This window comes from Rhodovulum sp. DZ06 (genome assembly GCF_050586345.1).
In the GTDB taxonomy this organism is placed as follows: Bacteria; Pseudomonadota; Alphaproteobacteria; order Rhodobacterales; family Rhodobacteraceae; genus JBOCEF01.
The window spans coordinates 19,862-46,769 of sequence record NZ_JBOCEF010000019.1 but is presented as its reverse complement, the minus strand read 5'-3'; the positions used below and the strand labels follow the sequence as shown (position 1 = coordinate 46,769).

Sequence of the window (26,908 nt, the reverse complement as noted above, 5' to 3'; positions counted from 1 at the left end):
TGAGACCCGCCGAATCCGGCGGCAGCGGCCCCGTTCAGCAGCGGGTCGGCAGCAGATACCCGCGTGGAAGCGGATTGAGACTGCGATTCCCAGCCGGCATTGATGCCTGCCAAGTCGGCAGCAGATACCCGCGTGGAAGCGGATTGAGACATAGATTTCTTCGGCATATATCATGCCGAGGACGTCGGCAGCAGATACCCGCGTGGAAGCGGATTGAGACTTGCCATCTGCGCCTTGTACGCAGCCCTATTTCTTGTCGGCAGCAGATACCCGCGTGGAAGCGGATCGAGACCTCGGCCCAGCTGCAGAATGCGAAAGGCCCCGGAGCGATCCGGGGCCTTTCGTCTGTCCAGCGCGGGCGGCGGCGTCAGTTGGTCTTGAGCACGCGGTCCTTCGCCCAGGGCGGCTGCGTGACCGCGTTCTTGCCCTCGTTCGCGCCGACGATCTTCTGCAGCTTGCGGTGCTCCTTGAGCGGCATGTACCGCAGCTCCGGCTCCCGCCCCTCCCAGGCCGCGGGGTCGGCGGCGGACAGCAGCGCCCGGATCGTATCGGAGCCTCGCCAGCCCGGGGCGGCGGCCTCCATCATCGCCTCGAACCGCGCGCGGAACGCGGCCGCGTCGGGCGCCTCGCCCCCGGCATTGGGGCGCAGCCGCAGGCGCAGCTCGATCCGCGCCTGGCCCGCCCCCGCGGCCTTGGCGCGGCCGATCATGTGGCGCAGGTGCGGATCGCCCCCCAGCGTCAGGGCCCAGATCAGCGCGCCCACCTCCTCGGCCGTCACGTTGTGGACCCGGATCTCGCCGTCGAAGCGCAGGGGCCGGTCCTTGCGGGGCAGCAGGAACCGGAGCTTCGAGCGGATGTCGGGATTGTCGTTTTCCGGCGGGGCGCCGGTGGGCTTGGCGAGGAACCGCTCCACCGCCTGCGCGTCGGCGTTGCGGGCGGGATAGACCTTGCGCCCGGCAAGGCGCGCCGTCGGGTCGGACCAGTCCTTGTCGGTTCCGCCGGAAAGGTAGAAGGGCGCATAGGAGGGGCGCGGGGCCGAGAGGATCGCGTCCTGCGCCGCGGAGATGCGCGGATCGGGATCGTCCAGCCAGGCGAAGCCGAACGAGACGCGGCCGCGCAGGTGGTTCATGCGGTGACGTTCGGTGCTCTGCCGGTCCGCGCCGTCCTCGGGTTCGCGGACATAGCCGAACAGGGCCTCGACGAAGTCGGGATCGCCGTCGCCGGGGACATGCCTGGGGTTGGAGCGCTTCAGGACGTCTTCGACCGAGTGGGCGTGGGCGCGTTTGAACACGCGCGCGATGCCGAGCTCCAGCACCTCGGAGTCCCCGATCCAGAAGACCGGGATCCGGCGGCCGGCGTCAAGGGTGGGCTTGAGCAGCGCCCACGCGCCATCAGGCTTGGGCGCGTGGCGCGAGGGCCTGCTGTTGTTGGCGACGAAGTTGTCCCAGACCTGTGCGGGCACTGTCAGGCGACGCCCGTGGCCCCTGGCGGCGAACACGGCCTCGCGCTTCTTGGCCTGGCCGAATGCGTTCTGCCGGTCCTCGTCGTCGAGGGTGCGCGTGGTGACCTTGCGCGTCGTCGGCGAGCTGTCGGTGAAGACCGGAACGCCGCTGAAATCTCCATCTCGTGCAGGGACGGCGCCGGGCGTCGGGCCTCTCTCATCAGGCAGGGTGGAGAATGAGCGCGCGGCGTCGAAGTCGACGCAGTCGCCGGGTTTTCCGTCGGTCATCTTGAAGGCGGCATAGCGTTTGAGCATGCCGCTTTGCAGCCAGGCGAGATGCATGCGCCCGTCGCCGCGTCCCTGACCCTGGAGGTCGCGGATGCGGATCAGGCGCCAGTCGCAGGGTTCGATCTCATAGGCGCCGGGTGTGTCCCGGGATTGCGTCAGCCAACCTGCGTTCACGTGCTTGCGGTCATTGCGCAGCATCGGGTGGTCGAAATCGCGGGTGGCGAAGCGGCGGTGCATGTTTGTCTGGTTCATGCGTCCGAAGGCGGCCGTCTCCACCGTCGCCCGGATCAGGCCGCGCAGGGTGGCGCCGGGGATGCAGCAGCGGTCCGAGATCTTCATCGGCCCCTGGGCGTCCCCGTCCTTCACGCCGATCAGCATCGGGCCGTCGAAGATCACCGAGATGTCGAGCGCACCGCAGAACCCTTCCGGGAGGGGCGTCGCGTGAAGGCCTTCATCCGGTTGGTCGCTCTCCAGCAGTGCGGCGACCTCCGGTTGCGGTCCGACGACGACGGTGTTGAGCGGCGTGAAGCGGTAAGGCGCCCGCCACCTCTCCCTATCTTCCGGGGCGTCCGATACGGGCTTGCGGCGCGCCTGGGCCTGCTTGGGGGCGGGCTTTCTTGCGGGCGCTCGAGGGGCGACCTTGGCGCGCTCGACGATATCCTCGGCGTCCATTTCGTCCGCCACGCCAGCTTCCATCAGCGCATCGAAAATCGTGTCCTCGTCGTCTCCGTCCGCGAACATCTTTCGCGCGAGCGCTTCAAATCGTGCGGTGTCGGTCATGCCGCCGCTCCCACCTTGAACCAGCCGAAGCCTTTTCCGGCGCCGTGCCCGAGGGAGAGGCCCTCGCTTTTCAGAGCCTCCACGATCTCGTCTCGCGCCCGGTCCGCCTCCGGGCCTGCCCGCCGCGCATCCAGCTTCAGCCGAAGCCGCATCGCCACCCCCACATCCGCCTGCACCGTGAACAGCGCGTTGTCGATGGCGCCGCCCGTAAAGCGGTCGATGCGCACCGAAGTGGCCAGCGCTTCCGCCTTTGCGGTCACGTCGATCACCTGCACGGTCAGAAGCGCCTTCGCCTCGACGCTGCCGAATATCTCGTCGGCGCCGGGAAGGTCGTCCTTGTAAAGCTTGCGTCGCCAGGCATAGGCGTGGCGCAGGGCGCCCGAGACCGCCTGGCCAGTGATCAGTGGCTTGTTCGCCAGGTGCAGAGCCTTGATGTGCGGGTCTTTCTCCTGCTCTTCGTCGCTGAGGTCCTTGCCCCGGACATGGGAAGGATCGCGCGTCAGGAAGGGGCCTTCGCATTCCAGCGTCAGCTCCACGACGTCGTCGTCCGCCTCCCGCGGGGTCCATTGCGCCCTTGCCGCCTGAGCCCGCTTCAGCCCGCCGGTCCCCGGATCCACGACCCAGTCCGTCACCTCTGGCGCAGCGCTGATCCTGACCGCACCCAGCCCGCTGGCGCCGTCGGCGCCGATCTGCATGCCGTGCGCTCCGCCCCACCGGCTCAACGCGTCCAGAAGCGGTTCCTTCAGGGCGTCGACCCCGCCCGGGTCCTCAAGCCGCAACGTCCAGTCGAAGACCGTTCCCGGGGCAATCAGCTCCATGTGAAACAGGCGATTGGCCAGGGCCGTTCCCCTGCCGGGATCGATCGCCGTGCGGGAGTGAGGGAAGATGCCGGTCTCGGCGTCCGCCGTCGAATGGCCGTCCACCGGGCCGGGGGCGTGGAACTGCGCGCCGCGGCAGAGCAGGACGCCCATCCGGCCTCGCGCCGCGTCGGCGTCCGTGTCGTAGGCTCCGATCTCGCCGAAGATGGCCGCGGTCTCGGGGCCGTCGTAGTGCGCGCGCAGCACGCCCTTGAGCGTTGAGCCGGGAATGTAGGGCCGACCGCCTTCGCCGCGCTGCACCAGGCGCAACTCGCCGGTTTCGCCGTCCTTCTCGATCACGCGCGAGGCGCCGGAGCCGATGTGCAGCGGCGTCACGACTTCCAGCTTCAGGGCGATGTCGCTTCGGATGATCCGACCGTTCGTCATGGGTCAGGCCTCCTGGTGGATCTTGTCGAGGGCAGATGATCCGGCGTCCGACGCGATCCGCTGGTGATCGGCGCGAATGCGGCCATAGCCGTTCTCGGTGACGAACGGGCAGGAGCGCCAGTCATGGATGCGGCCGCCTTCCCGCGGGGCGTCCAGGCCGCGTTCCACCAGCGCTTTCAGCCGCTCCTCGGGCGCATTGCGCAGAAGGAACACCGAGCCGGCGCGGGTCAGCCAGAACGGTGCGTAACGCCCCCCGGGGCGGAAGCGGAGGCCGACAAAACCTCCGGCGAGGCGCTGGGCGGCGCAGAAGTCGATCAGTTCAGCGCCGGGCAGCGCCTCCCGCCAGTAGGCGGCGTAGGCGGCGAAGGGGTCCCGGTTCTCGAAGGGCGAGGTCATCACCGCGTCGGTCTGCAGAACCACCGCGTAGTCCTTGTCGGCGAAGGGCCTGATGCGCGGGGCGGGGGCTTGGATGGTTTCTTCGAAGCGCAGCGTCGCGCCGGTGCGCCCGATGCCATCCAATCCTTCCCCGAGGATCGCCGCGGCCTGCGCCATCAGGTCAGGCTCCTGGTCCGGCCAGGCGATCTCGCATACCCAGTCATGGTCGCCGGGGTCGGCGCTGATCTCGACGAACAGCTTCTGCGGCAGGGCGGTTCCCGTCTCGGCGGCGATGGCGGTGTGAACGCGGGTGTCGCGGCGGACCTCCACCGCGGCATGACCGTAGAGCCGCTCCGCGGCGGCGAAGGTTTCGTGCTTCCAGTCATCGAGCGGCCGCGGCGCCTGGCCGTCGATCAGCTCCGCCCCGCGTTCTCCGCGGCCGAGGGTGTCGATGACCTGCGTCCCGAGGCCGACGAGCGACAGGGGCAAGGGCGACGATATGGCGGCCGGCAGAACGTGGCTGACGCTGAGGCGCGTGAAGGCGTCGCTGGTCTGGGGCGAGGCGCCCTGAAGGGCGAGGCGTCGAGCCAGCGCTCCTTTCACAGCGCCCCCCGGGACATGCTCGCGCCCCTTGAACACGTTGTCCGCCGAGCGTTCCGCATCGCACAGGAACGGTCGGTCGATATGCACCCGGTACATCTTCCGACCCGACGGCGTCGCGGGCCGGGGCCGAGCCTCCGTCGCCGCCTCGCGCACGACCGCGAGCGAGACGATTTCGCCGAAACCCGCGCTTTTCATCGCGCCGACGGCGGACGGCCAGGTGCAGGCGGCTGCAAGGGCCGCCTCGAAGGCGTCCACTTCGTCATCCGCCAGATAGGCGATCATGCGCCCCCTGAAGCGGCGCTCCGCGCCGAGAGGCGCGACCAGTTCCGCCGAAAGGAGGTGGCCGTCCTGCGCGCGCCCGGTTTCGGCATCGATCTTCACGCGTGGGGCGGGCTGCACGGGTTCGGGCGCCTGGTCCATCAGGAGGTCCGAGAAAAGAAGCCGTCCGCGTTCGGGGCGGAAGGCTTCTTCCGGCGAAGCCTCGGAGGTCCCTGATCGCGCGATGTCGCCGCTCTCGCGTCCGAAAAGCGTGCCGACCGAGGGTTCCGGGGCGTCGGCTGCGTGGGCGGCGACCTTGGCCATCGCCGCGCGCAACACGCCGCGGACCTGGTCCTGGGGGATCAAGGGGCGCCCTTCGCGGTCCCTCAGCGCGGCGACGTCGAGGCCATTGGCCGGCGCCTCGGCCCCGGGAAACAGGAACGGGCTGCGGATCTCGGCCGTGACGGAATAGGTTCTGCGTTTCATGCCGCGGCCTCCACGGCGTCGCCGGGCAGGTCGGGGCCGACATAGTCCCACAGCATCATTCCAAGCTTCAGCTCCAACATCCGCGAGCGACCCATCGGGCCGGGCGGCAGGAAACGCCCGCCTTCCTGCATCGCGCCCCCGAGGCGCTCGTGATAATCGAGCAGCAAAGTGTCGATGGTCTCGTCATCTGCAGCGCCTCCGTCGCGCGCGAGAAGATCGAACGTCTTGCTGCGCGAGGGGAAGGCGTCGCCGGCGCCGCCCTTCCACTTGCGCAGGCTGTCGATCAAGGCCGACGCCTCGGACAGTCGGAAGGCGAAGGCGCCCGGGGCGCGGGCTTCCTCGCCGAAGATATTCGCGCGAAGGCCCGCAAGGTCGCTTTCAGGGACATCGGCGCTCTCGAACACATCGACCGTGAAACAGCCCCGCGCGTCGCCAGCCTTCAAGGTGTGGACGGCGGTTTCGGCGAGGGCGACCAGCTTGCGAACCGGGCTCTTGTAGTTCGCGATGATCGCGCCGCCGGTGAACCCGAGCGGCGCGCCGTCGAATTCCAGTCCGTCAATGGCCGCGTGGAAGGCGGTGAGCGTCGGAAGAAGCCGCGTCGCGGGAAGCGCCAGGGTGATGTCGTCGCCGCCCCAGACGAGAATCTCGAGCCGCAGGCGCCGCGCGCCTTCCGGCGCCTCCAGGGCTTCGCTGTCGACGGCGGCGTCGATGATCCGCGCCAGCCCGGCCTCCATCGTCGTCTCCAGGCGGTCCGAGAACTCCCTGAGCCTGCCGGCCTTCTCCGCGGCGCGCGCGGCCTTGCCGAAGCCGTCGCCGTCGAGGTGCAGCAGGCAGATCTTGCCCAGCGCGCTCTCGGGAGAGGTGCAGGTCTTGCCGCCGCGGCCCAGGACCATGTCTTCGAACGACGCGCACAGCTTCAGGGCGCCTGGGTCCCCATCGTCCCTATCCCGGAGCCCGGCTTGAGTGAGGCGCTCGCCCGCGCGCTCCGTCAGGAAAGTCTCGCGTCTTCTGCGGCCCTGGTTGAGCCGCGCGCTGGTGCTTTCGGACAGAAGGCCCTTGAGGCCGTCCTTTTTCGTCGCGGGGCGCACCTTGTCGAGCGCGTCGAACGTGTCGGAGGGGCGCTCCTGCCAGGCCGGCATCGTCCAGGTGCGGAACCGCCGGGACAGCGCGCCGGCGATCGCCTGTTCGGGCGTGTCGCCCAGCCCCGCCACGATCGACATGTGGGCCCAGACCCCGCGGGAGAGCGCCGCTTGGACCGCGGCGAGCGCGGCGTCGCAGTCATCCCCATCGCCGGTCAGCCTGAACCGCGCCTGCGAGGCGCCTGCGAACTCGAGATCAAAGCCCAGGCCTTCGCGCGCCTGGGCGAGGGTCTCCAGTGCGCCTTGCGCGACGTCGCCCAGGTCTCCGAGGATCAGGCTGCCCGCGCGAATGACGCTGAGATCGTTCGTGTCGTAGATCGTCGCGTCGAAATTGACCGCTTCGATCCATAGAAATCTCTGGTTCATGCTTCGTCTCGCGCGTTAAGCTTTGGTCGAACGGCACATCACGATGCGACAGGGATGCGGCAGTGGCTCCGGACAACTCCAGTACAGATCATGTAAGAACTAAGCCCGCTCCGGAGATTCCGGTCAACCTTCTGCGTCAAACTCTCATCTGGCCGATGGTTCTGTCCGATCTGTCTGCGCCAGATGCAGCGATGGATCACGTTCGCTCCAAGCTTGAAAAAGAAAATTGGGTGAGGGGTGCGAAGTTTCTCAACGCAACCGGTGCTGGAGCCGAAGGGAGCCCCGATGGCGGCGTCGGCCTCTTCCACGAAATTGATTACTTCTACGAAACGGTCCAGGGGTTCCTCTATCCGGACCTGATGGGCAAGGACCCGGTTCTGCACTGGTACACGCGCGGCGCCCGCGCGCCGAAGGAGATTCGCGCCCGCCTCTGGGACGGCCTGGACGAGCGCTGCCTGTGGAGCCGCTACCGGGTCGACCGCTTCGCCCTCGGCCTGATGGATGTGGGCGTCGCCGTCGTGGCCATGGAGCTCACGCATCTCGGCGTCGTCGAAGACCGCAACGGCGCGCCGGACGACAACGCGCCGGTCCCCCTGACCCTCGCGCTCGCCCAGGATGCGCTGGACCAGCTGCGCCGCACCCACGCGCCCTTCTGGATCAACGGCGTCGCCCCCGGCCGTTCGCCCAGCGCGGTGCAGGTGCTCTACGATGGCGACGAGGGCTGGACCACGCATTCCCCCGGCCCGGCCGGCCTCCAGGCCAGCGCGCAGGCACACCTCCTCGACCACGGCGCGCCGGCGAAATTCGGCTGGTGGACCGAGTTGCTCAAGCCGCTCGAGCTGGGGAAGCGCAAGGCCAAATCACCCCTGAGCTTCCGCCAGATCGTCGACGAACGCGCCTTCCAGGTGGCCACGATCTCGCTCGGCGGCGGGCCGACCGAGGTGCTCGAGCAAGTCTCGGACGGAGACTGGCATCGCATCGGCGCCGCCGACGTCGCGGGGCGCGACCCCTGGCCCTACAACAAGGACTTCCTCGACCGGACCGAGCCGGTCCTGTTCTACGACCGCTTCGCCCCCCACCCCGAGGCGGAGCGCGGCGGCGCTTCGCGCATCACCATCTGCAGCTACCAGCTCGCCGCCGTCGGCTGCGGCTGGTTCTTCGAGAACCACGTCGTCCACCACGTGCGCCGCCACTACACGCAGATGGTCCTGCTCGCCTATCTCGAACAGGCCGCGCTGCTCGCCTTCTCCGCCCGCCTCACCGACCTTGCGCGCAAGCACGCCGCGGACCTGCGGAACCCGAAATGCGACAGGGGCGAGGCCCGCCACGACCTGCGCCAGGACCTCGCCGCCATCGCCGACGACTTCGTCGAATTCTCCCACGTTCACCGCTTCACCGGCGTCTCCAACCAGGTCCAGGCGCGGGAGCTCAACGATATGCTCCGCGGGGCCATCGGCCTCGACGCGCTGTTCGAGGAGGTGTCGGCCGAGCTCGACCGCGCCATGGCCCATGCCGCCGCGCTCGAGAGCGAGCGGGCCGCGAACAGCGCCGAGCGCCTGACCGAGATCGCCACCATCGCCGCGGTGATCGGCCTCGGCTTCACCCTGGCGCCGGTGCTGGGCGACCTGCCCGTCGCGGGCGCGGTGTTCGGCAAGGCCTGGGCGCAGACGGGCGCCGGGTGCACGCTCAGCGCCCTGTTCGCCTTCCTCGCCGTCGCCTTGGGCCCGGTGTTGCGCGGCAGGCGCGGGACGCCGGTGTTCCGGCGCGGCTTGCGGGGCATCCTGTGGGCGATCTGTGTGGTCTGCGCCGTGGCCGCGGTGCTGATTTCTTCCGTTCATGGCGGCGAGGGGGCGGCGGAGCGCGGCGCCGCGGAGGCCCCCGCGCCCTCGGATTCGTCCGCAGGACTCTCGCAAGCCCATGATTCCTGAATGCTATTTGGAGAAAATGCCTCGAGCCGAAGGTCTTGGCGCTGGATTTCGGGCGCCAGGATTTTTCGTTTGCAGATTTGTTCCTGATTTCTTAGCCTTGGCAAGCCGTTGCAGAGATGCTGTCCGGCAGAAAGTCCCGCGTGGAAGCGGATTGAGACATCCTCTGCACTCCTTGCAGTATCCGCCAGCGTCCGGCAGAAAGTCCCGCGTGGAAGCGGATTGAGACGTGGTGAAGGTTCGGAGGGTCAGCTTGAAGGGTCCGGCAGAAAGTCCCGCGTGGAAGCGGATTGAGACATGTGGACATCCGAATCCCCCTCCTCGAGGAACTCCCGTCCGGCAGAAAGTCCCGCGTGGAAGCGGATTGAGACTCCCCGCGGTGGGGGTGGCGTTGGGCAGCAGGAGTCCGGTAGAAAGTCCCGCGTGGAAGCGGATTGAGACGTCCCTCGGCAGGCCCTGCCTTCAGGCGCCGGGTCCGGCAGGAAGTCCCGCGTGGAAGCGGATTGAGACTGCACGCCGAAAAGCTGCACGGTGAGACCGATGTCCGGCAGGAAGTCCCGCGTGGAAGCGGTTTTCTCTCAGGCGGCCAGCCCCAGCGGGCTGAGCGCATAGCGCCCCAGCCCGAGCGTCGTGCGCGCCCCGGCGTGATGCTGCGCGCCCAGCGCAAGCAGCGCCGCCTGCTCCCCCTCCAGCACCGGAAGGTCGAGCCGCCCGGTCACGCCGGCCAGGGGGATCTCCCGGTTCTGCGCCGCCGACCCGCGCCGCCAGCGTTTCTCCTCCACCCCGTCCCACCGCGCCGCCGCCGCCGCCCGCGCAGCCGCGTGCACGAAGCGCTCGGGGTCCAGCGCCAGGCGCAGCCCGTGCCAGCGCGCCAGCCCCGCGGCCCGGTTGCCGAGCGAGGCGAGCAGGCTGCGCGGGTCGAGCTGCGGCGCGCCGGCGCCGCGCAGCTGCAGCGGGCTGAGGAACTCGAGCCGCGCCCCGAGGGGCAGGGCGGGTTCGGGCAGGCCCTGCGCGCGCTCGATCCGGCGGCCGAGGATCTCGGGGCGCTGAAAGCCGGGGCGTGACAGGCCCCGGCGCAGGCCGCGCACCAGCCCGTCCGCCGCCTCGCCCGCCCAGTCCCCCGCCACGCCGAAGAGCGAGAGGGCGACCGAGAGGTCCGGCCCGTCGGCGTCCAGCGCCATGACCCAGGGCTTGGGGATCTCGAGCCCCGCGGTCATCCGGCCCATGGGGTTGAACAGCAGGTCATAGGCGCAGGGCGCCTCCCAGTCGCAGGCCTTGCGGTCGAGCGCGGCCGGAGAGGCGCCTTCCGCCAGCGCCCGCCCCATGGCGCCGCGGATCTGCGAGGGGGCGTGCGGGTCGCGCGCGAGGGCGGCGGCGCCGCGGACGGCCACGGTGACCCGGGCGATGCGCCATTCGGGCAGGAGGCCGGGCAGGTCGGCTTCGCCGAAGGGCGCGGCGGCGAGGAAGGCGCGCAGGCCGGTGGGTTCGGACATCTGTGCCTCGGATTTGGGGACCGCCTGACGGTAGGATGAGGATGTCGGCGGTGCAATGCGGGACGCTGTGATGGTCGGATCGTGATCCGCCACGTCATCGCGCGGAACCGAGAGGGGCCGCGCGGGGGCGGAGCGGGGCGATGCGATATGGCCGGGAACGCGCTTCGCCTCGAATATTGTGCATTTTTCATCATCGAGACCCTGCAAGCGCTTCTCTCATGGCCGGGACAAGCGGGACGCCGGGACATCGTTGATTTCAGGAGGGTTTTTCGGGACCCGCCGGTGACGGACCGGGGACGAGCGGGACAGGCCGTCCCGTCGACGCCGCCCGCGTCCCACTCCGACCCCGCCGGTTTCCCCTTGTTTTCAAACGTGTCCCGCCTGTCCCGCTTGTCCCGTCAGCTTTCCTCCAGCGCCGCGCGGCGCACGCGCCAGCATCGCGGCCGGGCGCCGTCCACCGCCCGCGGCAGCTTCTGCTGCAGGCGATCGCGTTCCACTTGCATCAGCACCCCTGCGTCCCGCAGCAGGCGTCCGGCCTGCTCGCCTGCCATGGGCGCGTGGATCCGCGTCCAGGCTTCGTCCGTGAACCAGGCCGCTTCGTCATTCGACCACCCGTCCCGCTCGGTCTTCCAGGGGACCTCTCCCGCCGTCGCCAACGGCTCGAACCGGCCGGGATGGCGCAACAGGTGGTCCCGGACGCGGCCGATGGCGGCGGCGAGCTCGGTGGCGCCCTCGCCGCCGCGGGCGTCGCGCCAGAGGAGCAGCAGCTCCAGCGCGGCGTCCTCGGCCTCTCCCGCGGGCCAGCCGGTCAGGCCCAATGCGCTGGCCAGCTCTCCCGCGGCGGCGATCAGCGCGAAGCGGTTCAACGCGCGCAGAACCTGGCCGTCCGGCTCTGGGCCCAGAGCGCCGCGCAGGCGCGCCTCGGCCCGCGCCATCAGTCGCCGCGCCTCCTCGACCATGGCGGCGCCATCGGCGCAGAGCGCCTCGACCAGCGCCGGACCTGCCGTGCCATGCGCCGACCCGCAGGCGGCGCCCAGCGCGCGGGCGAAGCCGGCCCCGTCCGCCGCGTCGTGGAGCCGGTCGAACGCGCCATGGGCGAAGCCGTCGGCGGGGATGTCCAGCAGCCGCAGCTCCTGCCCGGCGGCCGGTCGAAGGCGCTCTTCGCGCAGCTTCTCGGCCAGCGAGATCTCGCCCGAGGACAGCAGGTTGGTCCGCCATGTCGCCGCGGGGCGCAGGCCGCCCGACTTGCGCGCCCGCGCCTTGCCCTGGCCGTTGGCGATCATGTAGGCGGCCTTCGACGCGTCGCGGGCCTCGATCTCGGCGATTTCATCGAGCAGCAGCAGCGTGTCATTGGCCCCGGTCGCAAGCGCCTCGAGACCATTCGCCGTGCTGCGCCAGCTGGCGACGAGCCCGCCCGGATCGCCCCAGACGCCGGCGGCCACGCGCAGCGCGGTGCTCTTGCCCCGGCTGGACGCGCCGCGCAGGTGAAGGCCGCCGCCCTCGATCCCGAGCGGGCGCAGGAGCGGACCGGACAGGGCGAAGCTGACCGCCGCCGCCAGCAAGGGGTTGCCGATGCAGCGGGCGGCGACCTCGCGCCGCCAGTCGCCGAGATCTCCTCGGGCGGTCATGGCCGCCGCGGTCTGCATGGGGCCGTCCGGTTGCAGCCGCACCTGCTCCGCGCCCAGCGCGCGGCCGTCGCCGAGGGTGAAGGCGCGGCGGCTGTCGTCGGTCCAGCCGGGGCGGCGGGTGATGCGCAGCCGCGCGGCGGGCTCGACGGTGAGCAACAACTCGGCCAGCGCCTCCTTCGCCCTGCGGCCGGGCGACAGGCACAGGCCCGCATCCACCAGCTCGGCGACCGCCGCGCCGGGTTCGGAATAAAGGCGATGGCGTGCGATCAGCTTCTCGTGCCGCCGTCCGTCGGGGTCCGTGAGGGCGACATGCACGCCCCAGGACAGGCCATCCCCGTCGCGGGTCCTGGCGAGGATCTCCAGCGGGCCGCAGAGCGGGGCCCAGCTGTCCGAGGCGGGGTTGTGCAGCTCGATCCCCGAGGGCGCGCGCCGGAAGCCGGGAGGGAGGGGGCAGGTCATCGGTCTTCTCCCTCGCGTCGGGGCAGGGGCGAGACGCGCCAGCCTTCGGCGGCGGCGCGCCGGGTCAGGCGGCGCCGGGCGCCCTCCTCCATCCTGGCGGGAAGGAGAAGGCGACCGGGCGTCGTCGGCAGGGCGATCTCGGCGAGATGGTCATCGTCGAGGCCGGCCCAGAGACGGGCGGCCCGTCCGGCGACGTCATTGAAGCGCCCGATGGCGTCCTCGAGGCCGCTGCACAGGATCAAGGGGCCGTCGCCGTCCTGTAGGTGAATGGCGCATCCCTCGGAGGCGCCGGTGAGCAGCGTGGTGGGCAGGCATCGGCTCTCGGCGCCGCTGGAGAGGAGGAACACGCGCAGGATCGCGCGCGGCTTCGGGTCGTCCGGGAGGGTGAGCGGGGCGACGAGCGCCGACCGCCGCCCCCACCGCCATCGCAACGCCTCCGGCGGCGGGCGATCGAGGCCGAGGCGGCGCAGCCACCGCTCCGCGGGCGTGCCTTCGACGGGCGCGCTCCCGGCATGGATGGCGGCGGGGCGGTCGGCGCGGGGCAGGGCGTCGGCGCGCAGGGTGAACTGGACGCTCATCGCTCAGCCCTCCGCCAGGGGCGTGACGCGGCGGGCGTCGAGCCAGGCGAGGATGTCGGCGCCGCGGTAGAGCACCCGCGACCCGGACTTGTGATAGGCGGGGCCTCGGCCTTCATGCCGCCAGCGGGCGAGGGTCTGGCGGGCGGCGACCTGGCGCAGTTCCGGGTCGGAGGGAGTGTAGAAGCGGACGGGATCGATATGCATGGGGCTGCCTCGGGGATGGTTTCGGTTGCGGTCTGTTGAACCGCGTACCCTGAGGTTTGCCCCTAACTCACGGGCGGATCTCCGACACGAAAGCGCTCAGATTTGGCGGCGTTTTTGACTGCTTGAGGAGACCTCTTTGTCTCGCCGTTTTCGGCAAATCGGCGAGCGTCTCGGGCGTGCTTCCCTCCTCGCAGCGGTTCCCCAGAACGCTGTCCGCGCGCAGCCTCCGAGCTGCCGATGGGCGAGGTTGCTCAGTGAATATTTGCGCGGACGCGGAAATATTTTTTTCGCGGTATTGGTTGTTTTTCTAAAGGGTGAGGCGTCTGATCTGGATCGACATTGCGCCGACAGCTGAAAAGGGTGTGGCATGCAGGTTCTCTATCGCGGGGAACCCGACACGACGTCGGGTCCCGGAGAGTCCGGCTTCTTCGAGGCCGATGATGACGGCGTCATTCCCGAGGGGGCTCGGCCATATGTGCCGTTCGAGTTCGGACGTTTGGAGCTCGCATGCGTCGATGTCGAACTACGACGGGACCTTCCGGTCTTCACCGGCGCCGTCGATGATCACGGCGACCTTGAAGCCGGCTCCACGGCGCACGCGCGCGCTCCGCATGGCGACATCGCCGTGGTCGCAACGGGCGTCGTGCAGGCGTCAGGGTACGGACGCTACAGCCTGTCCTTTTTCGGACGCGCTCGACGCTATGACACCGTGCGCGTTTCCGTGATCCGGACGGAGGAGCCGGCTGCTCAGCGCGCCTATTTTGCCGGCATGAAGCCCGACAGGGGGTTCGATGGTGTTCGTGAAGGAGGCTTCTATCTGCAGGCCAACCTGGCGCCCGACGTCTTCGACATGCTCGTCGCGGAGCTTTCGGCGCCGGATGCTGAACTGCACGCGTCTGTTGAGGTCATGAGGTTTCCGGGCTTCTATGCGGAGTGGTCTCCGTCCGTGGATGAGGGCAGGCCGATCAAGTTCCTCGACAGGCCGACAGACATCGCCAATCTCGACGAGACGCCTGAAGCGTTCCTTTCCACGCGGCAGCGCAAGGACGAGATCTGGAAGGACGACCCGATCCCCCCCGCGTCCCTCACGGTGCGAACGCGACTGGGGTCCGCCAGCTTGCCTGACCGCGAAGAGGACGAGTGGCCGGAGGGTGATGCCGAGGAAGATGAGCTGGACGCGGAACGGCTGCAATCGCCCACCCGGGAGGACTGGATGGGCTTCATGTTCCGCACCGAGGCGACGCTGAACGGCATTTCCAAGGCGATCAGCTGGATGGCCATGGCGGTTTTCGCCGGGCTCATCGCCTTTCTGTCCTCGCTCCTCTTTGCTTGATGTCTCGGCGCGCCCCCCCGTCGTCGCTCCTGGCGTGTTGGGGCGCTTGACCGGCGGATCGGTCCCGTCGTCCCGGGGGGCGCTCCCACGCAGGGAGGCGTTTGCTGCACTCAGATCCGTTGGCGCGCCGGCTCAGGCGATCTCGTAGCGTTCCTTGGTCATTGCCTCGAAAAACCTGCTGTTCCGGCGCTCGAGCGTGCGCTTGCTCGTCGCCTTCGGACGCGTGGCGTCTGGTGCGCCTTCTGCGCCCAGCGCCTCCATCTCGATCAGAAGGGCATCCATCGAGATGAAGCGAGGCTTGGGCGCCTTGCCTCGTCTGGCCAGGTAGGCCTCGGCGGCGTCCCGCATGAGCAAGGCGCGGCCGACGTGGATCCATTTCGCCGTTGCGAAGTCGATCACCGGGTCAACCATCGCTCCACGACCCTTCTGGCCCTTGCTCAGCCCGAAGGCTCCATTCAGGTCTTTTCCGACGCCGACGGCGTATCTCCAGAAGGCGGTCAGCAGCGCGTCGTGCAAAGGGCCGGTCCAGCGTGGCGGCTTGTGCGGCTGCGTCAGCACGAACATCAGGTCGTCGTCGCTGATCAGGTCTTCCGCCGGTTGACCTTCCCAGATCGGCTCGAGCAACAGGGTCATGAATGCCGCGACCTCTCGGGGCAGCAGGCCGGCATTGGCATATCCTTCGAACAGGTGAACGACGAAGCCGCGGTCCGCGTCGTCATCCAGGAAGCGCGCAGCGGTCAGGAAGGTTCCGCTCACACGAGCGGCCAGCCCGGCCGCTTCAAGCTGCTCGGCAAGCGATTCCAGTTCGTCGGGCGTCGGCAGGTCGAGCTGGGTGTCTTTCAGCTTGAAGAAGCGGACGGGCGGCTTGCGAGGCTTTCTCGCCGTCATTCTTCCTTCATCCCGCCCATCACCTGCGCGGCCATTTCGCCGCCGATCCGCTCGCGCAGCTCCAGCAGCGGCTCCCCCGCGTTGCGGATGTAGCGATCCGCCATCGCGGTGGTCTTGTGCCCCACCATGTCGCGCAGCAGGTGAGCGCTCGCCCCGCTGGCGGCGGCGCGGGTCATCACCGTGCGCCGCAAGTCGTGTATCCGGGCGTCGCGCAACCCCGCGGTCTCGACCGCGTTGACGAACGCGTCCCGCACTGTGCGCATGTTGAGCGGGCGATCCCGTTCGCGGCCCGCGATGACATGGGCGCCGATGCGCCGCGCGTCCCGCAGCAGCTCCACCGCCGCGGCGGGCAGGGAGTGGATCCGGCGGCCCGTCTTGGTGCGCGGCAGGGTCAGCAGGCCCGCATCAAGGTCCAGGTCCTCCCAACGCATCCCGACGATCTCGCCGATCCGCAGCCCGGTCAGCGCGGCGAGGCGGATCGCGAGGATCGCTTCCTCGTTGGCGCCGTTCCGGGTCAGGGCCGCGCCCAGCGCGCCGAGTTCGCGATCCGAGAAGGTCCTGTCCCGCGGCTCCTCGCGCGCCTTCTCGATGCTGCGGGCGGGATTGGAGTGTTGCGGACGCCACTCCCAGTCCTCGCACAGGCGGAACACGCGCGAGCAGAGGGACGTGACCCGGTTCGCCGCGACCGGCGCGAGGGGGCCGCGCCCCGCCTTCTTCTTGCCCGTCCGCTCGGGCAGGGGCGCGTCGGCCAGCATCGCCGCGATGTCGCGCGCCGTGACGTCCCGCACCTTCATCCGGCCCAGCGCCGGGCGCAGGTGTCGCTCGATCTGGCGGCGATACTCGGCGGCCGTGCTGGGGGCCATCTTGCCCAGCGCGAGGCGGCGCGGGATGTACTCGTTCAGAAACCTGTCCAGCGCCTCGTCCATGCGCGGCGCGGCCTTGCGGGCGCGGGTCTCGGCCAGCGGATCGGCGCCCTCCCTGGCCTGCTGCTTCCAGGCGAGCGCCCTGTCCCGCGCCTCGGCCAGCGAAAGCGCGTCGGCCCGGCCCAGCGTCGCGCGACGCTTCAGGTCGTCGATGCGGTACTCCACGACGTAGGACTTCACGCCCTTCTGGGTGATGCGAAGGCCGAGGCCCTTGGCCGTCTCGTCCCAGACGATCTGCGTGCCGGGCCCTGGGCGGGCGTCTCGCACGCGCTTTTCGGTGAGCTTCATGGCGTGGTCCGTGAGCGATCTGCGGGGGCGTTCGTGTCGCCACTATGTCGCCGGCGGGCCGGAATATCTAGGGATCATTTGGTATCCCCGGAAATCACACATTTCGTTATATCAGCGGCTTAGGTATAAACCGGAACAAAGCGGAACCACTATATATAGTACCCAGAGAGCTTTGTAATCAGGGGGTCGGGGGTTCGAGTCCCTCAGCCGGCGCCATGTTTTCAGGGGGAGCCGCGCCGTCGTCGCGGCGGCCGGCCATCGCCGCCCAGCAGCAGCCGGGCCCGCCGTCCCGCCCGCCCCGCCCCGCGAATGCCGGTTTGCAAACGCCGGCCCGCCCGGTAGACAGGCGGTGCAACCGCCGCCGCGCCGGCGCCGCGCACGGCCCTCTCGGCCCCCGGGGGCGCTCCCACGCGCCCGCATCCCGCCGCGCCGTCCGTCCGCCGCGCTTCCAGACTGGGCCCCCTGCCGTGACCCCTGCCGCTCGCCTCTCCGCCGTCATCGACCTGCTGCACGCCGTCGAGCAGGACCCGCGCCCCGCCGACGCCGTCACCTCGGCCTTCCTGCGCTCCCGCCGCTATATCGAGGAGCGCGACCGCGGCGCCGTGCTGGGGATGCTCGGCGCCCTGCTGCGCTGCACCGCCCGGCTCGGCTGGAACCTCGAGCGGCTCGACGCCCCGGACGACGCGCGCCTGCGGGTCCTGGCCTGGCTGCTGCTGGGCGAGGGCCGCACGCCCGAGCAGGCCGCGCGCCTGTTCAGCGGCGACCGCTTCGCCCCGCCCGCCCTGACCGGGCGCGAGCGGCGCCTGGCCGAGGAGCTCGTCGAGGGGGGCGCGCTCGAGCATCCCGACATGCCCGACTGGGTGCGCCTCGAATGCCCGCCCTGGGCGCTCGGCCCCCTGAAACGCCGCTTCGGGGACGCCTTCGCCGCCGAGATGGAGGCCACCCTCGCCCCGCCCCCCGTGGACCTGCGGGTCAACCCGCTGCGCTCCACCCGCGAGGCGGTGGTGCTGGAGCTGCAGGCGCTCGGCCTCGACGCCGGGCCGACCCCGCTCGCCCCCCTCGGGGTGCGGGTGCGCGAGAGCTTCTCGCTCGCCCGGCTCGAGGGGCTGAAGACCGGCGAGATCGAGATCCAGGACGAGGGCTCGCAGCTCGTCGCCGCGCTCGTGGATGCGCGGCCGGGCGAGCGGGCGGTGGATTTCTGCGCCGGGGCCGGGGGCAAGACGCTGGCGCTGGCCGCGGGGATGGAGGGCAAGGGCCATGTCGTGGCCTGCGACGTCAACGCGGCGCGGCTGAAACGCTGCGCCGAGCGGCTGCGCAAGGCGGGCCTGCACAATGTCGAGACGAAGCTGCTGAGCGGCGAGAGCGACAAGTGGGTCAAGCGCCGCAAGGGGACCTTCGACCGGGTGCTGGTGGACGCGCCCTGCAGCGGCACGGGCACCTGGCGGCGCAATCCCGACGCCCGCTGGCGCGACGAGGGCGAGGGGCTGGCGGCGCTGGCCGCGCTGCAGGCCCGGATCCTGGCCAGCGCCGCGCGGCTGGTGAAGCCGGGCGGGCGGCTGGTCTATGCGACCTGCTCGTTGCTGGCGGAGGAGAACGAGGACCAGGTGGCGGCCTTCCTGGCCGGGGCCCCGGACTTCCGCCAGGTTCCCGTGGCCGAGGCGGCGCCGGAGCTGGCCGCGGCGGCGCCGGGCGCGTTCGAGGGGGACGCCCTGTCCCTGACCCCGGCGCGCCATGACACCGACGGGTTCTTCGCCGCGGTGATGGTGCGCGCCGAGGCCCCGGAGGTCCCGGAGGCCCCGGCCGGGACCCCGGCGGGGGGCTGAGGCCCGCCGGGCGCCGCCCGGGCGCCGCCCGGGGGAGGCCCCGCGCGCGGCGCCTCAGCGTTTCTTCGTCGGCCCCTTGGGGCCCTTGGGGAAGGGCACGCCCTTGGTGGTGAAGGTGCGGGCGCGCGAATTGGGCCGCCCGGACGGGTTGCGGGCGCTGGCCTTCGCCGCGCCGGGCTGCGTGGCGGGGACCAGCTGGTGCGGCTTCGACCCGATCAGGTCGGCCCGGCCCATGGATTTCAGCGCCTCGCGCAGCAGGGGCCAGTTCTCGGGGTCGTGGTAGCGCAGGAACGCCTTGTGCAGGCGCCGCTGGCGGCCGCGGCGCACCGTCTCCACCGCCTCATTGCCCCCGCGCCGCACCGCCTTCAGCGTGTTGACCCCGGTGTGATACATCGCCGTCGCCGTCGCCATCGGGGACGGCAGGAAGGTCTGCACCTGGTCGGCGCGGTACTTGTTCTTCTTCAGCCAGAGGGCGAGGTTCATCATGTCCTCGTCCGTCGTGCCGGGATGGGCGGCGATGAAATAGGGGATCAGGTAGTACTTCTTCCCCGCCTTCTTCGCGGCGGCGTCGAACATCTCCTTGAACCGGTCATAGGTCCCGATCCCGGGCTTCATCATCACGTCGAGCGGCCCGCGCTCGGTATGCTCGGGCGCGATCTTGAGGTAGCCGCCGACATGGTGCGTCACCAGTTCTTCCACGTATTCGGGGCTGGTGACGGCGAGGTCATAGCGCACGCCGGACGCCACCATCACCTTCTTCACCCCCTTCACCTCGCGCACTTTGCGGTACAGCCGGATCAGGTCGTCGTGGGAGGTGTCGAGGTTGGGGCAGATGTCGGGGAACACGCAGGAGGGCAGGCGGCAGGCCGCCTCGATCTTCGGGTCCTTGCAGGCCATCCGGTACATGTTGGCGGTCGGCCCGCCCACGTCCGAGATCACCCCCGCGAAGCCCGGGGTCTTGTCGCGGATGTTCTCGATCTCGCGCAGGATCGACGCCTCGGAGCGGCTCTGGATCTTGCGCCCCTCGTGCTCGGTGATCGAACAGAAGGTGCAGCCGCCGAAGCAGCCGCGCATGATGGTGACCGAGGTCTTGATCATGTCCCAGGCGGGGATCTTGGCGTCGCCGTAGTCCGGGTGGGGGGCGCGGGCGTAGGGCAGGTCGTAGACCGCGTCCATCTCCTCGGTCGTGAGCGGGATGGGCGGCGGGTTCAGCCACAGGTCCCGGTCGCCGTGGCGCTGCACCAGGGCGCGGGCGTTGCCCGGGTTCGCCTCGCGGTGCAGAACGCGGGAGGCGCGGGCATAGGCGTCCTTGTCCTTCTCCACCTGCTCGAAGGACGGAAGCCGGATCACGGTGTCGAAGCCCGTGCGGCGGGCCCCTTCATCGGGGCTGTCGATGTCGTCCACCGGGATCTCGGTGAACCCCTCGGGGACCTTGCGGAACAGCGCGACGCCGCGCACGTCCGTGATCTCCTTCGCCGTCTCGCCCGCGGCGATGCGCTCGGCCACCTCGACCACCGCGCGCTCCGCGTTGCCATAGAGCAGCAGGTCCGCCTTGGCGTCGGCGAGGATCGAGCGGCGGACCTTGTCCGACCAGTAGTCGTAATGGGCGATCCGGCGCAGCGACGCCTCGATCCCGCCGAGGATCACGGGCACGTCCTTGTAGGCCTCGCGGCAGCGCTGGGTATAGACGATGGTGCAGCGGTCGGGGCGCTTTCCGCCCTCGCCCCCCGCCGTGTAGGCGTCGTCCGAGCGCAGCTTGCGGTCCGAGGTGTAGCGGTTGACCATGCTGTCGAGGTTGCCGCCGGTGACCCCGAAGAACAGCCGCGGGCGGCCCAGCGCCTTGAACGGCTCGGCCGAATTCCAGTCGGGCTGGGAGATGATGCCGACGCGGAAGCCGCGGGATTCCAGCAGCCGGCCGATGATGGCCATGCCGAAGCTGGGATGGTCGACATAGGCGTCCCCGGTCACCAGCACGATGTCGCATTCGTCCCAGCCGAGCCGCTTCATCTCGGCCCGGTTCATCGGCAGCCACGGCGCCGGGCGCCGCACCGGCGCGGGGGCGGGGTGCAGGGGCGTGACCGGCGCCTGATACGGGGAGGAGGTCTGGGAGGGGAGCATGTGTTCCAACCGCATGTCGCCATCAAAGGGCGCTCAATACGCGCTGAACCGCCGATCCGCAATGAAAATGGGACTCCCGGGCGCCGGTTGAAGGGCCCCGCCGCCCCGGTCCGGGGCCCGCGAAAAACTTTGAACCGCCCGCGCCCGGGCCGCGACCAAGGGGCATGTCCCGCGCCAGACGCCGCGAAACGGGCGCCGCGAAACCGGCGCCGCGAAAGGAGAGCCCGAATGCTCGACATATCGATGACCGAGATCAGGAAGATGGAAGCCCGCGCCCTCGAGGCGTTCCTGTCGGAGATGGAGGCCTGGGCGGCCGCGCATCATGGCCCGCGCGTCGCCGCGCTGCCCCCGGGGGCGGTGCGCGCCGAGGCGCTGCGCGCCCGCGCCCTCGGCTTCGGGATGCGCGGCCACGCGAGGCGCTGGCTTGCGCTGGGGTTCGAGCTGGGCCTGCCCCTCGCCGCCGCGGGCCGGGCGGGCGCGCTCGCCGCCGATGCGCGGATGAGCCCCGCGGCGCGGCTCGAGCTGCTGGAGCGCGGGGCGGATCCGGCGGCGCGCGCCGCCGCCGTCTGACCGGCCGCCCCGGCCGCGCCGCGCGGCGCCCCGCGGGGTAGGGTGCGCCCCGACGCGGAGGCGTTCGCGCCCGCCCCGCCGGCCGCCGAAATCTGAATGTAGAATTTACGGTGTTTTTGGGGCTCCTTGGTGTCGATGCCCCGGTCGGCGGGGATGTTTTCGGATCTGTTCGGGCTCCGGGCGGGCTGCGCCCAAGTCTTCGGGCGATCACGACGCTTTTTTTAGTGGGCGCGCGCCGCCCCGGGCGCGCGCGGCTGTTGACCGCTTCGCCCGGCGCGCCCCAAATGGCGCCATGACAGACACCACTCCCCCCCGCGCGCCGCTGGCGCTTCTCGTCCTGCTGCAGGGCGCCGTGTCCGCCGCCTCGCTGGTGGTGGAGATCGTCGCCGGGCGCATGATCGCCCCCTATGTGGGCATGAGCCTCTATTCCTGGACCGCGATCATCGCCGTCGTCCTCGCCGGGTTCTCGGTCGGGCACTGGTGGGGCGGGCGCATCGCCGCGGCGGCGTCGGAGCGGGCGCTGCGCATGACCGGCTGGACCATGGTCGCCGCCGCGCTCGCCACCGCCGGGGCGACGCCGCTGCTGCGGGCGACGGCCGGGCCGCTGCTGCAGGGGCTCGAGCATCCGCTGGCCGCCATCGCGGCGCTGACGGGGGCGGTGTTCTTCCTGCCCTCGCTGTTCGCCGGGGTCCCGGCGCCGGTCTTCGCCGTGGTGGCGATGCGCGGGCGCGACCGCTCGGAACAGGCGCTGGGCGCGATGTTCGCCGCCGGGGCGGTGGGGGCGATCGCGGGCACGCTGCTGGCGGGGTTCCTGTTCGTCTCCTGGCTCGGCTCGGTCGCCACGCTGGCGGTGATCGCCGCGGTCTACGCGCTGGCGGCCGCGATCTGCTTCGGGCTGGGGCGGGCGAACCGGGTGCAGGGCGCGGCGGTGGGCGCGGCGCTGCTTGCGGTCGGGGGCGTGGGGGGCGTGGGCCTCGCCATCGACCCGATCTGCGACCGCGAGAGCAGCTATTTCTGCATCCGCACGGTGACGATGGCCGAGGACGTGCCGGACGGCCCGGTGCGGATGATGGCCATCGACCACCTGGCGCACGGGATCTCGGCGAAGGGCGATCCGCGGGTGATGTTCACCGACCATGCCGCGATGCTGGACGCGCTGCCGCGGATGCGGATGGGCGGGCGGGACTTCACCTCGTTCCACATCGGGGGCGGGTCCTACTCGGTCCCGCGGGCCTGGACGGACCGGGGCATCGGCGGGATCACGGTGGCCGAGATCGACCCCGCGGTGACCGAGCAGGCGGTGGCGGATTTCTGGTTCGACCCGGCGGGGGTGCGGATCCTGCACCGCGACGCGCGCGCGGCGCTGGCGGGCGAGGCGACGCGCTACGACGTGGTGGTGGGCGACGCCTTCACCGACATCGCCGTGCCCGCGCACCTGGTGACGGCGGAGTTCTTCGCGCTGGTCGCCTCGCGGCTCGAACCCGGGGGGGTGTTCGCGATGAACCTGATCGACAATACCGGCCGGCTCGACGCGCTGGCGGCGATGGTCGAGACGCTGCGCGCGTCCTTCGCGTCGGTCGAGGTGTGGACCGAGGCGACGACGCCCGGGCCGAACCAGCGGCGGGTCTTCGTGCTGCTCGCCTCGGACGGGCCGAGCCCGGTGGGCATGGTCGCCGCCCGCTCGCCCGACCCGAAGCGGTTCGCGGCGCTCGACGCCGGGTTCATCGACGCGATCGTGGTGCGCAAGGCGCCCGCGCCGCTGACCGATGATTATGCGCCGATCGACCGGATGCTGGGGCTGGAGCCGATCCTGGACTGAGCGCCCGCGCCGTCCCTGCGGCCCGGTCGCCCGCGCCGCCTTCGCGCCGCGCGCCGCCGTCCGCCGTCCTGCCGACCGCCGGCCCGCTGCCCGCTGCCCGCTGCGCGTCGCCCTGCCGCCCGCCGCCTGCCGTGCCGCCGACCGTCGCTCCTGCGCCCGCCGCGCCGCCGTCCGCCGTCCACGCACCGCCGCCTGCCGTTCCGGCCCCCGCGGCGCGCCAGCGGCTCAGTCGGGCGGGTCGGCCGCCGGGCAATGGGCGCGGGCGATGTTGACCACCAGCCACTTGAACAGCGGTTTGACCAGCAGCTCGCGCATCCCGAAATCCTTCGGGTCGATGTCGCCCCCGGCGATGTCGAACGAGGTCATGCCGAAGATCGCGGGCGGGGTCCCGTCCATCCGCGACAGCCGCAGCGCGGCGTCATAGCCGCTCTCGCCCCCCGGGAAGCGGATGTCCATGAACACCAGGTCGAACCCGCCCTCGCGCGCGTGCCAGAGGCGGATCGCCTCCTCGGGGCCGGCGGCGCACTCGACCTCCAGCCCCTCGGATACCAGGTGCCCGGTCATCGTCCGCCGCGTCCAGGCGTCGTCGTCGACCACCAGCACCCGCGCAGGGCGGGCGGGGACCCGTCCGCCGGGGCTTCCGGCAGGGGCGGGCGACGGCGTCGCGGCGTGCGGCGGCGTCTGGGAGGCGGTGCTCAAGGCGCGATGCTCCTGCAAGGCGGTGGGGGTCGGGTCGGGTCCGCTGCGCGGCGCGAGGGGGCGGCGCCGCCCGCGGCTGGGGGGCTCAGCCCCCCGCGGCGGGGGGGCGTTGCTTGCGGTAGAGGTTGAGGTCGAGCGGCAGGTCCTCGATTTCCCACCGCGCGTCGCCGGTGCGCAGGATCTCGGACAGGCGGCGCCGGGAGACCGGCTTGGTCAGGAAGGCGTGGAAATCGGTGACCAGCGCCTCGGCCCGGGTCGGGTCCGAGGCGTCGCCGGTCAGCATCAGGAACTGGGCGGCGGGCGCGAGGCCGAGCCGCTTGACCCGGCGCAGGAACTCCGCCCCGTCGACGCCGGGCAGGTGCTGGTCGACGATGATGAAATCGGGCGGCGACATGGCGTCCTCGGCCAGCGCGGCGAGCGCGGCGTCCGCGGTCGGGCACAGGCGCAGCGCGGCCCCGGGGGCGGCCTTTTCGATCGCCTGCACGGTCTGCAGCGCGTCGAGCTCATCGTCTTCAACGACCAGTATTTTCATGGGTCAACCGCCGGGTCTCTCTCGGGTCTGCCGGTCGAAGACACGTAACGGCGGGCCCTTAACGCATCGCTAAGTCGGTGAAATGAACAGCGGCAGTTTGAGTGAAATGCAGGCCCCGCGGGGCGCGGCGATGAAGTCGATCCGCCCGTTCTGGCGCACGGCGAGAAGCCGGGCGACGGCGAGGCCGAGCCCCGCGCCCTCGACCTCGGACCGGGCGACGAGGCGGCGCAGCGGCTCGAACGCGTCGCCGGCGAGATGCCGCGGCACCCCCGGCCCGTCGTCGCGCACCAGCAGCCGCAGCATCCCGTCCCGGGCCCCGGCCTCCACCCGCACCCGCGCTGCGCCGTGCGGGGCGCGGCCATACCTGGCGGCGTTGTCGAACACCGCGGAGAGGATCGCCTGCAGCGCGCCCGCGTCGGCCAGGCAGGGGGGCGCGTGGGCGAGGGCGGGCGCGGTCTCCAGCGTCGCCGCGGGGCGGCCGCGGGCGGCGTGGCTTGCGGCGGCGCTGCGGGCGCGCAGCGTGGGCGCATCCCCAGGCTCATCCGCTGCCGCATCCGCCTGTGCATCCCCGGCCCCCTCCGCCGCGTCCTCCCAGGTCGCGGCGGCTGCCGCCCAGGCCGCCTCGACCGCTTCCAGGGGCTGGACCGGCCCGATCTGCAACGGGCTCGCGTGATGCTCGGCATAGCGGGCGAGCCCGTCCAGCGTCGCCCCCATGCGCCGGGCCGCGCGGGCCGCGATGGCCAGCGCCTGCGGGTTCCCGCCGCCCGCGTCCAGCATCTCCAGCGTCGCGTCGAAGGCCCGCAGCGGCGCGCGCAGGTCATGCAGCGCCCAGGCCGCGAGGTCCTGGAGGCGCTCCGGCGTCTGGAGAACTGGCGGGTCGCCGTCCATCTGTCCCTGGCTCCTTCCCGTCGCCGCGCGCCCCGGGGGAGATGCGCGCAATTCAACGCAAGAAAATGCACGCCATGGTTGAGAACTGGTTACCCCACGCGCTAGCGTCGGCCCGGCGCGCAGGCCCCGGGACCGGCCCCCGGGGCGGCCTTGGGACCGGCGCCGAGGAGGACGCGATGCAGGAGATGGAGGAGCTGGAGCAGGCGCGGGCCCTGAAACGCTTCGCGCTGATCGCCGCCCATGACCTCGCCCAGCCGCTGAACACCGTCGAGGGGGCGCTGGCGGCGCTGGCCGGGGGGGAGGGCGGCGCGCTCCCCCCCGAGGCGGCGGAGCTGCTGGACCTCGCCGCCGCCGCCGCCGCGCGGATGCGGCTGCGCATCGACGCGCTGATGGACGAGGCCCGGGCCGAGGCCGCGCCCCCCGCCTTCGCGCGGGTGGAGCTGGACGCGCTCCTCTCCGGCTGCCTGCAGGACCTGGCGCCCGTGATCCGCGCCGCGGGGGCCGAGATCCGGGCCGGGCCGCTGCCGGCGGTGCGCGGGGACCTCGCGCTGCTGGGGCAGGCGCTGCAGAACATGCTGGCCAACGCCCTCGCCCATCAGCGCCGCGACCGCCGCCTGCTGGCGGTGGTGGAGGCCCGGGCGGCGGGCGGCGGGATGGTGGCGCTGCGGGTGGCCGACAACGGCCCCGGCGTGCCCCCGGAGCGGCGCGCGGCGGCGTTCGAGCCGTTCACGCGGTTGCAGCCCGGGGCGGAGCAGGTTGGGGCGGAGCAGGCGGGGGCGGAGCTGGTTGGGACTGGGCGGCCGGGGACGGAGCAGGTTGGGGCGGAGCAGCCGGGGACGGGGCAGGCGGGGGCGGGGCTGGGCCTAGCGCTCTGCGCGCTGGTCGCGGCGCGGCACGGGGGGCGGGCCTGGATCGAGGACGGGATCGACGGCGGCGCCGCCGTGGCGCTGACGCTGCCGCGCGCCGACTGACGGGCGTGGCGGGCGCCGACTGGCGGGCGCCGACTGCCGCGCATGACTTGCGTCGACTGGCGGGCGCGGCCCGGGCGGCGCGGCGCGCGGGTCATGGGATCGGCGGAAACCGGCCCCCCCCGCCCGCCCGGCCCCGCGCGGGGATCCGGCGGGCGGGCAGGGGCGCCCCGGGCGCGGGCGTCAGGGCCGCACGTAGATCCAGCCGTCGAGCTGCAGGTCCACCAGCCGCGCGACGCCCGAGGGGGTCATGTGCGCCTCGGAGACCAGCTCGGTCGGCTTGCCCGACTTCTTCTCCATCGCCGCCATGGTGTTGCCGCAGGCCGAGAAGGCCAGCGCGTCATGCTCCAGCGCCATGGCCGAGATCCGGTCCTTCACCGGGCTGGTGTCGGCGCGCAGCATGTGCAGGCCGGGGCCGTAGGCGACCACCTCGATCTCGGTCTCGCGCCCCTGGGCGGCATAGTGGGAGGCCAGGTTCTGAACGTTGTTCAGGACCATGTTCATCTTCTGCGGGTCGTTCTCGTCGATATGGAACACCACGCGGGTCGGCTCGGCGGCCGCCACGGGCGCGGGCGCGGCGGCGAACGCGGCGGCGGAGAGCATCACGGCGGCGGCGGCATGGCGCAGCTTCATCTTACATTCCTCCCGAATTGTCCGGGCGCCGGCCTTGTGCGCGGCCGCGTCCCGTGCCCGAAGCCTAGGCCCGGAAACCGGAACCGCAAAGCAGGTTTTACATTCTCCCGCGTGGAAACGATGGCGGGGGCGGCAGGGGGAAGACATGCGCCGGGCCCC

At 71.5% G+C, this 26,908-nt stretch carries 21 protein-coding genes, 1 pseudogene and 1 CRISPR repeat array; of the genes and pseudogenes, 7 read left to right on the top strand and 15 right to left on the bottom strand.

Annotated features, from left to right (window positions below; all coding sequences use genetic code 11):
- Positions 1–367 precede the first annotated feature (367 nt).
- Genes ACQ5SO_RS10470 through ACQ5SO_RS10455 form a run of 4 tightly spaced genes read right to left on the bottom strand, consistent with a single transcriptional unit; the run spans position 368 to position 6,980 of the window.
- Positions 368–2,509 (bottom strand): hypothetical protein, encoded by a 2,142-nt coding sequence (locus tag ACQ5SO_RS10470; RefSeq protein ID WP_430941545.1) that lies wholly within the window; start codon positions 2,507–2,509, stop codon positions 368–370.
- Positions 2,506–3,753 (bottom strand): RAMP superfamily CRISPR-associated protein, encoded by a 1,248-nt coding sequence (locus ACQ5SO_RS10465; RefSeq protein ID WP_430941544.1) that lies wholly within the window; start codon positions 3,751–3,753, stop codon positions 2,506–2,508. Before ACQ5SO_RS10465 ends, ACQ5SO_RS10470 begins: the two co-directional genes overlap by 4 nt.
- 3 nt (positions 3,754–3,756) lie before the next feature.
- Entirely contained in the window at positions 3,757–5,475 is a 1,719-nt protein-coding gene (locus ACQ5SO_RS10460) for an RAMP superfamily CRISPR-associated protein (RefSeq protein ID WP_430941543.1), read from the bottom strand.
- On the bottom strand, positions 5,472–6,980 hold the full coding sequence (locus ACQ5SO_RS10455; RefSeq protein WP_430941542.1) for a Cas10/Cmr2 second palm domain-containing protein: 1,509 nt from the start codon (positions 6,978–6,980) through the stop codon (positions 5,472–5,474). The genes ACQ5SO_RS10460 and ACQ5SO_RS10455 overlap by 4 nt, the downstream gene beginning before the upstream one ends.
- Positions 6,981–7,210: 230 nt before the next feature.
- Between ACQ5SO_RS10455 and ACQ5SO_RS10450 the strand changes: the two genes are divergently transcribed.
- Positions 7,211–8,908, top strand: coding sequence for a hypothetical protein (locus tag ACQ5SO_RS10450; RefSeq protein WP_430941541.1), 1,698 nt, complete (start codon positions 7,211–7,213; stop codon positions 8,906–8,908).
- Positions 8,909–9,029: 121 nt separating this feature from the next.
- A CRISPR array of direct repeats spans positions 9,030–9,484; the repeat unit is 37 nt; unit sequence GTCCGGCAGAAAGTCCCGCGTGGAAGCGGATTGAGAC.
- A gap of 89 nt (positions 9,485–9,573) precedes the next feature.
- Here the strand turns inward: ACQ5SO_RS10450 and ACQ5SO_RS10445 are convergent.
- Positions 9,574–9,852 (bottom strand): annotated as a pseudogene (locus ACQ5SO_RS10445) (hypothetical protein); the annotation flags it as partial.
- Here ACQ5SO_RS10445 and ACQ5SO_RS10440 point away from each other — a divergent pair.
- Positions 9,766–9,969, top strand: a complete 204-nt coding sequence (locus ACQ5SO_RS10440; RefSeq protein ID WP_430941540.1) for a hypothetical protein — start codon at positions 9,766–9,768, stop codon at positions 9,967–9,969. The pseudogene ACQ5SO_RS10445 and the gene ACQ5SO_RS10440 overlap by 87 nt on opposite strands.
- A gap of 827 nt (positions 9,970–10,796) precedes the next feature.
- Here ACQ5SO_RS10440 and ACQ5SO_RS10435 read toward each other — a convergent pair.
- The 3 genes from ACQ5SO_RS10435 to ACQ5SO_RS10425 are packed head-to-tail and all read right to left on the bottom strand — an operon-like array spanning position 10,797 to position 13,267.
- On the bottom strand, positions 10,797–12,485 hold the full coding sequence (locus tag ACQ5SO_RS10435) for a DUF927 domain-containing protein (RefSeq protein WP_430941539.1): 1,689 nt from the start codon (positions 12,483–12,485) through the stop codon (positions 10,797–10,799).
- Positions 12,482–13,063, bottom strand: a complete 582-nt coding sequence (locus ACQ5SO_RS10430) for a DUF7146 domain-containing protein (protein WP_430941538.1) — start codon at positions 13,061–13,063, stop codon at positions 12,482–12,484. The genes ACQ5SO_RS10435 and ACQ5SO_RS10430 overlap by 4 nt, the downstream gene beginning before the upstream one ends.
- Before the next feature lie 3 nt (positions 13,064–13,066).
- Positions 13,067–13,267, bottom strand: a complete 201-nt coding sequence (locus ACQ5SO_RS10425; RefSeq protein WP_430941537.1) for a helix-turn-helix transcriptional regulator — start codon at positions 13,265–13,267, stop codon at positions 13,067–13,069.
- Positions 13,268–13,634: 367 nt separating this feature from the next.
- Here ACQ5SO_RS10425 and ACQ5SO_RS10420 point away from each other — a divergent pair, with 367 nt between their 5' ends.
- Positions 13,635–14,600: a hypothetical protein gene (locus ACQ5SO_RS10420; RefSeq protein WP_430941536.1), complete on the top strand. Its 966-nt coding sequence runs from the start codon at positions 13,635–13,637 to the stop codon at positions 14,598–14,600.
- 132 nt (positions 14,601–14,732) lie between these two features.
- Here ACQ5SO_RS10420 and ACQ5SO_RS10415 read toward each other — a convergent pair whose 3' ends face one another.
- Positions 14,733–15,488 (bottom strand): hypothetical protein, encoded by a 756-nt coding sequence (locus ACQ5SO_RS10415; RefSeq protein WP_430941535.1) that lies wholly within the window; start codon positions 15,486–15,488, stop codon positions 14,733–14,735.
- Positions 15,485–16,699, bottom strand: a complete 1,215-nt coding sequence (locus ACQ5SO_RS10410) for a tyrosine-type recombinase/integrase (RefSeq protein WP_430941534.1) — start codon at positions 16,697–16,699, stop codon at positions 15,485–15,487. Before ACQ5SO_RS10410 ends, ACQ5SO_RS10415 begins: the two co-directional genes overlap by 4 nt.
- A 467-nt stretch (positions 16,700–17,166) precedes the next feature.
- On the opposite strand from ACQ5SO_RS10410, the gene ACQ5SO_RS10405 reads away from it, so the two are divergent.
- Entirely contained in the window at positions 17,167–18,522 is a 1,356-nt protein-coding gene (locus ACQ5SO_RS10405; RefSeq protein ID WP_430941533.1) for an RsmB/NOP family class I SAM-dependent RNA methyltransferase, read from the top strand.
- Positions 18,523–18,576: 54 nt separating this feature from the next.
- On the opposite strand, the gene ACQ5SO_RS10400 is transcribed toward ACQ5SO_RS10405, so the two are convergent.
- A complete protein-coding gene (locus ACQ5SO_RS10400) occupies positions 18,577–20,640 on the bottom strand; it encodes a YgiQ family radical SAM protein (RefSeq protein ID WP_430941532.1) in 2,064 nt (687 codons plus the stop codon).
- Positions 20,641–20,868: 228 nt separating this feature from the next.
- On the opposite strand from ACQ5SO_RS10400, the gene ACQ5SO_RS10395 reads away from it, so the two are divergent.
- Positions 20,869–21,210, top strand: a complete 342-nt coding sequence (locus ACQ5SO_RS10395) for a hypothetical protein (RefSeq protein ID WP_430941531.1) — start codon at positions 20,869–20,871, stop codon at positions 21,208–21,210.
- Positions 21,211–21,502: 292 nt separating this feature from the next.
- A complete protein-coding gene (locus ACQ5SO_RS10390; protein ID WP_430941530.1) occupies positions 21,503–23,029 on the top strand; it encodes a fused MFS/spermidine synthase in 1,527 nt (508 codons plus the stop codon).
- A gap of 225 nt (positions 23,030–23,254) precedes the next feature.
- On the opposite strand, the gene ACQ5SO_RS10385 is transcribed toward ACQ5SO_RS10390, so the two are convergent.
- The 3 genes from ACQ5SO_RS10385 to ACQ5SO_RS10375 all read right to left on the bottom strand — a co-directional run bounded on the left by ACQ5SO_RS10385 (position 23,255) and on the right by ACQ5SO_RS10375 (position 25,148).
- Positions 23,255–23,728, bottom strand: coding sequence for a response regulator (locus ACQ5SO_RS10385; protein ID WP_430941529.1), 474 nt, complete (start codon positions 23,726–23,728; stop codon positions 23,255–23,257).
- A gap of 85 nt (positions 23,729–23,813) precedes the next feature.
- Complete coding sequence (locus ACQ5SO_RS10380) at positions 23,814–24,260, bottom strand: response regulator (RefSeq protein ID WP_430941528.1); 447 nt, start codon at positions 24,258–24,260, stop codon at positions 23,814–23,816.
- Between the two features lie 69 nt (positions 24,261–24,329).
- Complete coding sequence (locus ACQ5SO_RS10375) at positions 24,330–25,148, bottom strand: sensor histidine kinase (RefSeq protein ID WP_430941527.1); 819 nt, start codon at positions 25,146–25,148, stop codon at positions 24,330–24,332.
- A 176-nt stretch (positions 25,149–25,324) separates the two neighbouring features.
- On the opposite strand from ACQ5SO_RS10375, the gene ACQ5SO_RS10370 reads away from it, so the two are divergent.
- Positions 25,325–26,119 (top strand): sensor histidine kinase, encoded by a 795-nt coding sequence (locus tag ACQ5SO_RS10370; RefSeq protein ID WP_430941526.1) that lies wholly within the window; start codon positions 25,325–25,327, stop codon positions 26,117–26,119.
- 180 nt (positions 26,120–26,299) lie between these two features.
- On the opposite strand, the gene ACQ5SO_RS10365 is transcribed toward ACQ5SO_RS10370, so the two are convergent.
- A complete protein-coding gene (locus ACQ5SO_RS10365) occupies positions 26,300–26,749 on the bottom strand; it encodes a DsrE family protein (RefSeq protein ID WP_430941525.1) in 450 nt (149 codons plus the stop codon).
- Positions 26,750–26,908: the final 159 nt, after the last annotated feature.